Origin of the sequence: Buchnera aphidicola (Takecallis taiwana), from assembly GCF_039355125.1 — a bacterium.
GTDB lineage: Bacteria > Pseudomonadota > Gammaproteobacteria > Enterobacterales > Enterobacteriaceae > Buchnera_L > Buchnera_L aphidicola_AG.
Genome location: NZ_CP134979.1, coordinates 345,076 through 356,962 on the forward strand (window position 1 = coordinate 345,076; position 11,887 = coordinate 356,962).

Annotated in this window: 7 protein-coding genes, 1 tRNA gene, 1 other RNA gene and 1 pseudogene; 8 read left to right on the plus strand and 2 right to left on the minus strand. The window is 24.5% G+C overall.

The genetic code is table 11. The features are described 5' to 3' along the window. Positions 1-51 precede the first annotated feature (51 nt). The 4 genes and pseudogenes from clpX to RJT54_RS01610 form a co-directional block, all read left to right on the plus strand. Positions 52-1,137, plus strand: a pseudogene (clpX, locus tag RJT54_RS01595) (ATP-dependent Clp protease ATP-binding subunit ClpX); the annotation flags it as partial. A gap of 155 nt (positions 1,138-1,292) precedes the next feature. Continuing rightward, positions 1,293-3,629, plus strand: a complete 2,337-nt coding sequence (gene lon / locus RJT54_RS01600) for an endopeptidase La (protein ID WP_343128104.1) — start codon at positions 1,293-1,295, stop codon at positions 3,627-3,629. A gap of 189 nt (positions 3,630-3,818) precedes the next feature. Then, positions 3,819-5,552 (plus strand): ABC transporter transmembrane domain-containing protein, encoded by a 1,734-nt coding sequence (locus tag RJT54_RS01605; RefSeq protein WP_343128105.1) that lies wholly within the window; start codon positions 3,819-3,821, stop codon positions 5,550-5,552. A 27-nt stretch (positions 5,553-5,579) separates the two neighbouring features. Beyond that, complete coding sequence (locus RJT54_RS01610) at positions 5,580-7,310, plus strand: ABC transporter transmembrane domain-containing protein (protein WP_343128106.1); 1,731 nt, start codon at positions 5,580-5,582, stop codon at positions 7,308-7,310. A gap of 11 nt (positions 7,311-7,321) precedes the next feature. On the opposite strand, the gene ffs is transcribed toward RJT54_RS01610, so the two are convergent. Beyond that, an RNA gene (gene ffs / locus RJT54_RS01615) (signal recognition particle sRNA small type) lies at positions 7,322-7,416 on the minus strand. A gap of 157 nt (positions 7,417-7,573) precedes the next feature. Here ffs and dnaX point away from each other — a divergent pair. From dnaX to RJT54_RS01635, 4 genes are all read left to right on the plus strand, one after another. Further along, positions 7,574-8,677, plus strand: a complete 1,104-nt coding sequence (gene dnaX / locus RJT54_RS01620; RefSeq protein ID WP_343128107.1) for a DNA polymerase III subunit gamma/tau — start codon at positions 7,574-7,576, stop codon at positions 8,675-8,677. Between the two features lie 84 nt (positions 8,678-8,761). Beyond that, entirely contained in the window at positions 8,762-9,094 is a 333-nt protein-coding gene (locus RJT54_RS01625; protein WP_343128108.1) for a YbaB/EbfC family nucleoid-associated protein, read from the plus strand. A gap of 59 nt (positions 9,095-9,153) precedes the next feature. Continuing rightward, positions 9,154-11,025 (plus strand): molecular chaperone HtpG, encoded by a 1,872-nt coding sequence (gene htpG / locus RJT54_RS01630; protein WP_428994181.1) that lies wholly within the window; start codon positions 9,154-9,156, stop codon positions 11,023-11,025. Positions 11,026-11,036: 11 nt separating this feature from the next. Continuing rightward, the gene (locus RJT54_RS01635; RefSeq protein ID WP_343128110.1) at positions 11,037-11,693 is read left to right on the plus strand and encodes a nucleoside monophosphate kinase; all 657 of its coding nucleotides are present in this window, start codon (positions 11,037-11,039) and stop codon (positions 11,691-11,693) included. 40 nt (positions 11,694-11,733) lie between these two features. Here the strand turns inward: RJT54_RS01635 and RJT54_RS01640 are convergent. Continuing rightward, positions 11,734-11,807 (minus strand) — tRNA-Arg (locus tag RJT54_RS01640). Positions 11,808-11,887 lie beyond the last annotated feature (80 nt).

The following is an 11,887-nucleotide window of genomic DNA, read 5'->3' on the forward strand; positions in this document are numbered from 1 at the left end:
TAATATTAAACTAAAACTTTATTAGGGAAAGTACTAAATATGCATGATCATAATAAATCAATATTAATATTTACACCAAGAAAAATAAAAAAACAATTAGATCAATATATTATTGGACAAAATAATGCGAAAAAAATATTATCAGTAGCAGTCTATAATCACTATAAACGCATATTGCATTTAAATAATCCATCTAGTTCGAAAAACATTGATATCAAGAAAAGTAATGTATTATTGATTGGACCTACCGGATGTGGAAAAACATTATTAGCCGAAACATTAGCTAAAATATTAAATATTCCATTTATTATTGCTGATGCAACTTCATTAACTGAAGCAGGGTATGTAGGTGATGATGTTGAAAATATTTTACAAAAATTGTTGCAAAATTGTCAATATGACGTTTCTAAAGCTGAAACAGGAATTATATATATTGATGAAATTGATAAAATTGCAAAAAAATCAGACAATGTATCAATTACAAGAGATGTATCAGGAGAAGGTGTACAACAAGCGCTACTAAAAATTATAGAAGGTACAATAGCTTCTGTACCCCCACAAGGCGGTAGAAAACACCCGCATCAACCGTGTATACAAATTGACACATCGAAAATATTATTCATCTGTGCTGGAACATTTGATGGACTAAAAACAATAATTTCTAAAAAAAACCAAAAACAACCTAGTATTGGTTTTAATATGCCAATTAACCTAAAAAAAAAACAGACATTAAATAAAAAAAACTTTAAATATGTTTCAACAAAAAATTTAATAAAGTTTGGTTTAATTCCAGAATTTATAGGACGTTTACCAATTATTGTTATTTTGAATGACATTAATCAAGATATGTTAATAGATATTTTATCTCAACCAAAAAACGCGTTAATTAAACAATATCAACAATTATTTTCTCTAGAAAATATTGTATTACATTTTGAAAAAGATGCAATTCAAGAAATTGCTCAACATGCATTAAAAAAGCATATTGGCGCAAGAGGTTTACGTGCAATTATAGAACATATTTTATTGGATATCATGTATGATTTACCTTCAAAAAATAATGTTCACAAAGTAATAATTAATAAACTAGTCGTTCAAAATAAAATTAAACCAATCATTATATATGATCCAGAATAGTAAAAAATTACTATATATACAATATGTACACCATAATACAATAAAAAATTCTTTATTATTACATAAAATTATCGATAATTGTAAAAAATATTTATATAAATATTTCAATCAATATATACATTCAAAAATAATTACAAAACAATTAAGAGAATAATATGAACTCTGAATGTTCTAAAAACATTGTTATTCCAATATTACCATTAAGAGATATAGTAATATACCCAGATATAATAATCCCATTATTTGTTGGACGTAAAAAATCTATAAAATGTATTCAAACAGCTGTAAAAAATGACAAACAAGTAATGTTAGTTGCACAAAAAACATCTAAAACAGATAATCCAAGTCTACATGAATTATTTTCTATTGGTACAATAGCAACAGTGTTACAAATGTCTACATTACCTGATGGTACTATAAAAATTTTAGTCAAAGGTCTAAAACGCGGGCAAGTACATAAATTATATGAAAACAATGATTTTTTAACTGCGGAAATTGAAAAACTTCATTCGTATGAAACTAATAAGAAAGAAATAACAATATTGATGAAAATTGCAGTAGAAAAATTTGAACAATACATAAAATTTAATAAAAATATCCCGATTGAAATACTACATTCTTTACATGATATACATCAAGCATCACGATTATCAAATATTTTATCTTCACAAATCACATTAAAATTACATGATCAACAAAAAATTTTAGAAATGCTAAATGTTAATAACAGGTTAGAATATTTAATTCTAACTATGAAATCAGAAATTGAATTATTTAAAATAGAAAAAAAAATCAGAAACCGAATACAACATAACATAGAAAAAAATCAAAAAGAATATTACCTAAACGAGCAAATAAAAGCTATTCAAAAAGAATTAGGTGAAATAGAAGGGATTACTAACGAATGTGATATATTAAAAAATAAAATTCAAACATTAAAATTACCACAAATAGTAAAAAATAAAGTCTTATTAGAAGTAAAAAGATTAAAAATGATGTCTCCAATATCAGCAGAAGCATCAGTAATAAGAAGTTATATTGATTGGATTATACAGGTTCCGTGGTCTACGAAAAGTAAAATTAAAAAAAATCTACATCAAGCTAAAAATATTTTAGATAATGATCATTACGGTTTAAAAAAAGTCAAAGAACGAATCTTAGAATATCTAGCTGTACAATCTAGAACTAATAAACTTAAAGGTCCAATTTTGTGTTTAGTTGGTCCGCCTGGTGTAGGAAAAACTTCATTAGGTAAATCTATTGCTCAAGCTACAGGTAGAAAATATATTAGAATGGCATTGGGTGGTATACGTGATGAAGCAGAAATTAGAGGACATCGAAGAACATATATTGGTTCACTTCCGGGTAAAATTATACAAAATATTGTCAAATCTAAGGTAAAAAATCCACTTTTTTTATTAGATGAAATTGATAAGATATCACATGATATACGAGTTGACCCTATATCAGCTTTACTAGAAGTGTTAGATCCTGAACAAAATACAAATTTTAATGATCATTATTTAGAATTAGATTATGATTTATCAAATGTTATGTTTATTGCTACTGCAAACTCCACAAATATTCCAGCTCCTTTATTAGACAGAATGGAAATCATTTATGTATCAAGTTATACCGAAGATGAAAAATTTAATATTGCAAAAAATTACTTAAAACCAAAACAAATTTATAGAAATGCCTTACAAAAAAATGAAATTGAAATTTCAGATAACGCAATTAAAAACATTATTGCATATTATACTCGAGAAGCAGGTGTACGAGGTTTAGAAAAAGCTCTTGCTAAAATATGTAGAAAAGTAGTAAAAATATTAGTTACAGATACATCAGTAAAAAATATTAATATTCATACAAAGAATTTAAAACAATATTTAGGAATAAAAAAATTCCACTATGGTAAAAAACATAAAGATAATCAAATTGGACAAGTTCGCGGTTTAGCTTGGACAGAAGTAGGAGGAGAATTATTAACAATTGAAGCAGCTTGCATACCCGGAAAAGGTAAGTTGATATATACAGGCTCATTAGGCAAAGTTATGCAAGAATCTATACAAACAGCATTAACTGTTGTACGATCACAATCAAAAACTTTAAATATTACAATAGACTTTTATGAAAAGCGTGATATACACGTACATATTCCGGAAGGAGCAACACCTAAAGATGGTCCTAGCGCAGGTATTGCAATCTGTACTGCTATAATATCCACATTAACAAAAAATCCTGTACGAACAGATATTGCTATGACTGGAGAAATCACATTAAATGGAAATGTTTTAATTATCGGAGGATTAAAAGAAAAAATATTAGCAGCACATCGAGGAAAAATAACAAATATTATTATTCCATATCAAAATAAACATAACTTAATAGATATACCAGAAAATATTTTATCTACTTTAACAATACATACAGTAAAAACTATTCAAGAAGTTTTAATACTTGCGTTCAGTAATAAAACTGATGTTATATAAATACAGTATTAATATATAATTTGGCTGGAAATCTTACTTTAATCCAGCCTGTATGTATATTTGATATCCTACACGTAGATAACTTGTATCTAATAAAAAACAATCATATTCTATACCAATTTTATTATACTAAGTAATATAAACTAAATTTATAACGTACAGAATATTTGAAAATAAATAGGATTTTTTGTGCAATTATTTAAAGAAATAAAATGGTACTTTTTGCAAGAATGGAAGCGATATTTAGGATCAATAATTATACTTACTATAATTGCAATATTACAACTTATACCACCTAAAATAATTGGTATATTAGTAGATCAAATTATAGTAAAAAAACGTTATGACAACAAGCTATTTTATTGGACTGGATTAATATTATTCATTTCTATATTAATATACATATTAAGATATATTTGGAGAATATTATTATTCAGCGCTGCATATAAATTAGCAGTTATGATAAGAATACAATTATACCATGCTTTAAACAAAAAAAATGTAAAATTTTATTGTACATATCGTACTGGAGATTTAATGGCTCGTGCTACTAATGATGTTGATAAAGTAGTATTTGCAGCTGGTGAAGGTGTATTAACATTAATAGATTCTATGATAATTAGTATATCCGTATTAATTATCATGACTGTATATATTAATTGGAAATTAACAATAATTGCATTCATACCAATGCCGGTTATGACCATTATTATTAAAAAATATGGACAAAAACTATATTATGCTTTTAAAAAAGCACAAATAACATTTTCCAATCTAAATAATCAAACACAAGAAAGTTTAACAAATATTTACATGATTAAAAGTTTTGGGTTAGAAAAATATGAAATCAAAAAGTTTAAAAAAATTACTGATGATATAAATATCAAAAATATTATAGTATCTCAAATTGATGCAAAATTTGATCCAACTATTTATTATTCTATTACGTGTTCTAATATAATTACAATGTACACTGGGGGTTATTTTATTTGGAATAATATCATTACTATAGGACAACTAACTAGTTTTATTATGTATTTAAATTTAATGACTTGGCCTATGTTAGCATTAGCATGGATGTTTAATATTGTTGAAAGAGGTAATGCTGCCTGGAATCGAATTCAAAATATCATAAATAACAATTGTCTTATCCAATCTAATACAGTGAATATTTTAGAAAATAAAAAAAATATAAAAATTAAAATATCTAACTTTCAATATCCAAACACTGAAAAATCAACCTTACATAATATTGTTATAAAAATTAAATTCAATAACATAATAGGTATTTGTGGACCTACAGGAAGTGGAAAAAGTACACTATTACATTTAATACAGAGATATTTTCACCCTGTACAAGGTAATATTTATTATAATAATATACCAATACAAAATTATAATATATTACATTGGAGAAATAAATTATCCTGCGTGAATCAAAATATATTTTTGTTCTCAGATACCATTCGAAACAATATTGCTTTTAGTAATATATATGCTCAACAAACCGATATTGAGTATGTTGCAAAATTAGCAAAAATTCATCAAGACATTATAAATTTTCCTCATGGATATAACACACAAATTGGTGAACGGGGAATTATGTTATCCGGAGGTCAAAAACAAAGACTTGCAATTGCACGAGCATTATTACCAAATGCAGAGATTTTAATATTAGATCATGCTTTATCTGCAGTAGATCGATTAACACAACAAAAAATTTTTAACAATATCATATCCTGGAAAAATAATAATCATACAATTATTATTGCTACACATGAATTACAAATACTGAAACAAACAAATCACATTTTCATTATAGAAAATGGAATGCTAACACACAACGGTACTCATAATCAATTAATAAAATATAAAAACTGGTATAGTACAATACTGCGAAAACAAAAAAATAAAATCATATAATTATAAATATGAATAATAAGGAAATATATGGCTAATTTCATACAAGGTTGGCCAACATTAAAACGTCTTCTAAAATATAGCATACAATTTAAAAGAAAAATTAGCATAGCATGTTTATTATTATTAATTGCATCTTCTGCAGAGATATTAGGTCCTATTTTAATAAGTTATTTCATTAACCATATACTGACAAACCATATTTTCAATAAGAATATCATTATAGAAATTTTTGTTTTTTATTTAATAACGCAAACTATATCTATCATATTAAACTATTTACAAGTGTTATTGTTTAATAAAATTGCTATTCAGATAGTTCAAAAATTACGGATAGAAGTAATCACAACTACACTTGCTCAGCCTTTACAGTTTTTTAATATGAAACCAATTGGTAAAATTATTTCTATAATTACAAATGATACAGAAATAATTAAAGAATTATATGATACAGTATTAACTACCATTTTTAAAAATAGCATCTTAATACTCATTATATTATGTGCGATGTTTTTTTTGAATTGGAGAATGGCAATTATTGTTACTACATTATTGCCAGTAATTATTGCACTAATATTAGTGTATCAATATTATAGTACCCCAATTTTAAGGAAAATGCGAATATATTTAGCACAAATTAACCATGAATTTAACGAAATTATCAATGGTATCTTAACTATCCAACAATTTTCTCAAGAAAACCGTTTTAAAAAAATCATTACAAATACAAGTAAAAGACATTATCAGACTAAAATTCAAGCTCTAAAATTAGATAGTATTTTATTAAGACCATTAATTAGTTTTCTTTTTACAATCATATTATGTGAATTAATGATACTATGCTCATTATCTACAAATGGTATATTATCTATTGGTACATTATATGCATTTATTAATTATTTAAATCGATTAAATGAACCATTAATTACCATTGCTACACAACAAACTATCTTACAACAAGCAATAGTTGCTGGCGAACGAATATTTAAAATTCTTGATACAAAAACACAAAGATATGGTAATGACATGAATATGTTAAAAACAGGCGAAATTATCATGTCGAATGTAAGTTTTCAATACAAAAAAAATACACCTACCATACTAAATGATATTAATTTATATATCAAATACAAAAGTTTTACCGCTATTGTTGGTAAAACAGGAAGTGGAAAAAGTACATTAATAAATTTATTAATGGGATATTATCCTGTCACAAAAGGTGCTATTTATATCGATAAAAGATTATTATCTTCATTACATTATCAAGTCTTACGAAATGGAATATATATGGTTCAACAAGAACCAACAATTTTTACAGGTACCATTAAAACAAATATTACTTTGGGAAAAGTAATGTGTGAAAAAAAAATATGGAATATTTTAAAAATAGTCCACCTATATTCTTTTATACAATCTTTACCAAAAAAATTAAATTTTATTTTACGGGAAAGAGGTGATAATTTATCCATTGGACAAAAACAATTATTATCTATAGCACGTATTTTATTATTAAAACCAAAAATTTTAATATTAGATGAGGTCACAGCAAATATTGATTCTGAAACAGAACAAATTATTCAAAAAACATTAATTTCAATTCAAAAAAAATCAACATTAATTATCATTGCACATAGATTATCAACAATCATGAAAGCAGATAATATCATTGTTTTAAAAAATGGAAAAATATCTGAAGTTGGTAATCATACACAACTGATTCATAAAAAGGCAATATATTATAAAATGTACCATACATATTAAAGTTATACTACATTTGTTAGCTCTATAATACCTATTTTCATTTAATTTAGCTGCTTCCTTCCAGACCTGACTAGTTATTTAAATTCTAATAGTATTAGAGCTAACAAACCTAATTAAACTGCAATGTTATTTAGTATAACATTATTATCATACATAAAAAATATAAAAAACACAAATGTTAATTTATATATTTTCTAATATATAATCAACAATTATATTTTATAAAATATATACATCTAACATAAATTATATAATACAAACTCATGAATTATAAAATTTTAGCAAGAAAATGGAGACCAAAAAATTTTTCTGAAGTCGTTGGTCAAAATTATATTATACAAACAATAAAAAACAGTTTTATATTAAATAAAATTCATCAAGCTTGGATCTTTTGTGGTACTAGAGGTGTAGGTAAAACTACAATTGCTAGATTATTATCCCAAGTATTAAATTGTCATCATAGAAAAGAAGAACGCGCCTGTCATATTTGCATAAATTGTCAAAATATTAAAAATCAGTGTTTTCCTGATATATTAGAAATAGATGCTGCTTCGAAAACTAAAGTTGAAGACATTAAAGAGATCTTAGAAACTACACAGTACATGCCAATTCAAGGTAAATATAAAATTTACCTTATTGATGAAGTACATATGTTATCTAAATATAGTTTTAATGCATTATTAAAAATTTTAGAAGAACCACCAAAGTATGTAAAATTTATTTTAATTACTACAGAGATTAATAAATTACCAGATACCATTATATCCAGATGTATTTTTTTTAATTTACAGTTAATACATTATACAGATATTCAAAAACACCTAATAAATATTTTAACATTAGAAAAAATTAATTTTGAAATACCTGCTTTAAAAATCATTTCTGAATATGCAAATGGAAGTATAAGAGATGCATTAAATTTAACTGAACAAATGATATTATTAAGCAAAAATAATATTACAAAAAAACTAACAATACAAATGTTAGGTATATTAGATAAATACCATATAATAAAAATTATTTTTTCTCTTCTAGAAAAAAATGCTGTACAGTTAATACATTTATTAAATTATATTTATGATACAAATATAGAATTAGAACAAATATTTATCACAATATTAAAAATATTGCATGATATTGCTATTTTAAAAAAAATACCACAATATAATAAGATGCAGGAATGTTCCAAATATCAAAATAAAATATTGCAACTCTCTAAATTAATTACTTATACAGAATTACAAAGTTATTACAAACTTATTTTATATGGCAGAAAACAATTACCTCTCTTTCCTAACATAAAAATAGGAATCGAAATAACATTATTAAATGTATTACATGCTGTAACTAATAAATTGATTTTTTAAAATATTAAAATATAGTAGAATCATTATATTATACATAAATATTTATATTAGAACTCTATGTAATTAATATAAGGATAAATAATTATGTTTGACAATAATAATATTGGTGACTTCATGAAAAAAGCACAGAAAATACAAGAGAAAATGCAAAAAATAAAACATGATATGCATACTATACAAGTTCAAGGAGAATCTGGAGCAGGATTGGTTAAGGTTATAATGAATGGTCAACATCATTGTATCAAAATAGATATTGATTTTAGTTTATTAAACCCATCCGAAAAAAATATACTCGAAGATTTAATAACAGCGGCATTTAACGATGCTAATCAAAAGATCAATGAAGAAAAGAAAAACAAAATGTCCAGTATCACTCCTGGTATACCAATCCCTAACGATATAAATTTCATGATATAATAAAAAATACTTAATAAAAAATAATAATAAAAAATTTTTAGGAAATAGTAAATATGACCATAAATACAACAGAAAAATATAAATTTAAATCCGAAACAAAACAATTATTACATTTAATGATACATTCTCTTTATTCTAATAAAGAAATATTTATTAGAGAATTAATTTCTAACGCTTCAGATGCAATTGATAAAATGAGATTTACTATGTTATCAAAAAACATAAATGATCAATTACCTTATAACATGTGTATTAGAATAAAAATAGATAAAAAAGAAAACAAGATAATAATATCAGATAACGGTATCGGAATGACAAAAGATGAAATTATACAAAATTTAGGTATGATTGCAAATTCTGGAACAAAAAAATTTATACAGAATATAAAAAATATCAATCATCAAGATTATCAATTCATTGGTAATTTTGGAGTTGGTTTTTATTCGTCATTTATTGTTTCTAAAAAAGTAATTGTTATAACGAAACATATGGATTTAAAAAACGAAGATTATGGTATTAAATGGACATCCGAAGGTCAAGGAGAATATATTATTGAAACAATAACAAAAAAAGAACATGGTACAGATATCGAGTTATATTTAAAAGATACAGAAATAGAATTTTTAGAAGATTGGAAGATAAAAAATATTATTCAAAAATATTCAAATCATATTTCTATTCCAATAGAAATACAACAGTATGATGACAAAAATAAAACGTTATCATGGAAACAAATTAATCAAGGACAAGCATTATGGATGCGTAATAAATCAGAAATCCATAATAAAGAATATGAAGAATTTTATTACAGTATTACACAAGACAAAAATAAACCACTAACCTGGATTCATAGTACAGTTGAAGGCACACATGAATATACATGTTTGTTATATATTCCAAATAAATCAACATGGAGTATACTAGATCAAGAGAATAAAAACAATGGATTAAAATTATATGTCAAAAAAATTTATATTATGGATGATGCTAATCAATTTTTACCTAACTATCTACGATTTATTAAAGGAATTTTAGATACAAATCATCTTCCATTAAATGTCTCTAGAGAAATTTTACAGGATGATAAAAATACTAATATTTTAAAAAAATCACTTACAAAAAGAATATTAACACTAATCAAAAAAATATCCACCGAAGAACCAGAAAAATACAAAGTTTTATGGAAAGAATTTGGATCAATGCTAAAAGAAGGTGTTGCAGAAGATATACAAAATCAAGAAACAATTGCCGGATTATTAAGATTCACATCGATAAATCATAACTCCCCAGAACAAACATTATCTTTAAACGAATATATTAACAATATGAATAAGCAACAAGAAAAAATATACTTTATTACTGCAGAAAATTATGAAGCAGCAAATACTAGCCCTTATCTAGAAATATTTCGGAATAATAAAATTGATGTTTTATTATTATCGGAACGTATTGATGATTGGATGATGCACTATTTAACAACCTTTAAAAATAAAAAATTCCAGTCTATTAATAAAGTTGATCCAGATTCTGAAAAATTATTTAACAAAATTAGTGATAAGATTAAAATTACACCAGAAAAACAAAAATTTTTAAATAAAATTCAACACATATTACAAGAAAATATTATTTCTGTTAGATTTAGTAAAAGATTAATTAATAGCCCAGCTGTATTAATTGCTAATGCACATGCTATTAGCCCACACATGTCAAAATTATTTCAAGCCGCTGGACAAAAAATACCATTAACAAAATATATTTTTGAAATTAACCCAACACATCCTTTAATCCAGAAAATGATTAGTATACAAGAAACGGATAAAATTAATATATGGATTCAAACTTTATTTGATCAAGCGTTATTATCTACACACGGAACATTAAAAAATCCAAATCACTTTATAAAAAATATTAATCAATTACTGACTGACTAGTAAAATGATATATGAAAATTATAATTTTCGGACCCCCGGGATCAGGAAAGGGTACACAATCTAATTTAATTATGCAAAAATATAACATTCCCATAATATCCATCGGTGATATATTACGTAACATCATGCTGAAAAAAAATCAATTAGGTATGTTGATTAAAAAAAAAATACAGACTGGTATGTTAATAGATGATAATATAATAATTGATTTACTCATGGAAAAAATACAAAATAATTCCATGAACAGTTTTATATTAGATGGATTTCCAAGAACAATCAAACAAACAAAAATAATGAATAAAAAAAATATCGTTATTAATTATATTATAGAATTGACTCTGAATAAAAAAATCTTATATGAACGCATTTTAGGCAGACGAATTCATATCCCGTCAGGACGAATATACCATGTGAAATATAATCCTCCGAATATTTCAGAACAAGATGATATTACTCATGAAAAATTAACCACCCGTATTGACGATAATATACAAACTATTCATCAAAGATTATGTGAATATCAAAACATGCATGAAATTATGATGAAATATTTTCATACAATAAAAAACAATAAAATAACTAAATATACCCAAATCAATACTGAAAAATCAATACAAAACGTATTTTCAAAAATCAAAAAATTTATAAAACTGAATAAAAATTTATAATTTATATAATACAATATTAATAATTATACAATATAAAAAATACGCTCTATAGGATTCGAACCTATGACCTACGGCTTAGAAGGCCGTTGCTCTATCCAACTGAGCTAAGAGCGCTATTTAAATTACTGAGTAATTAAAAGTTTTTATTAAATAAAATTATACTACATTAGTATATTAAAATCTATAGTATAAAT

Coding starts and splice junctions, on each gene's coding strand:
- lon (WP_343128104.1), top strand. CDS start 1,293: ATGAACTCTGAATGTTCTAAAAACATTGTTATTCCAATATTACCATTA.
- RJT54_RS01610 (WP_343128106.1), top strand. CDS start 5,580: ATGGCTAATTTCATACAAGGTTGGCCAACATTAAAACGTCTTCTAAAA.
- dnaX (WP_343128107.1), top strand. CDS start 7,574: ATGAATTATAAAATTTTAGCAAGAAAATGGAGACCAAAAAATTTTTCT.
- RJT54_RS01625 (WP_343128108.1), top strand. CDS start 8,762: ATGTTTGACAATAATAATATTGGTGACTTCATGAAAAAAGCACAGAAA.
- RJT54_RS01635 (WP_343128110.1), top strand. CDS start 11,037: ATGAAAATTATAATTTTCGGACCCCCGGGATCAGGAAAGGGTACACAA.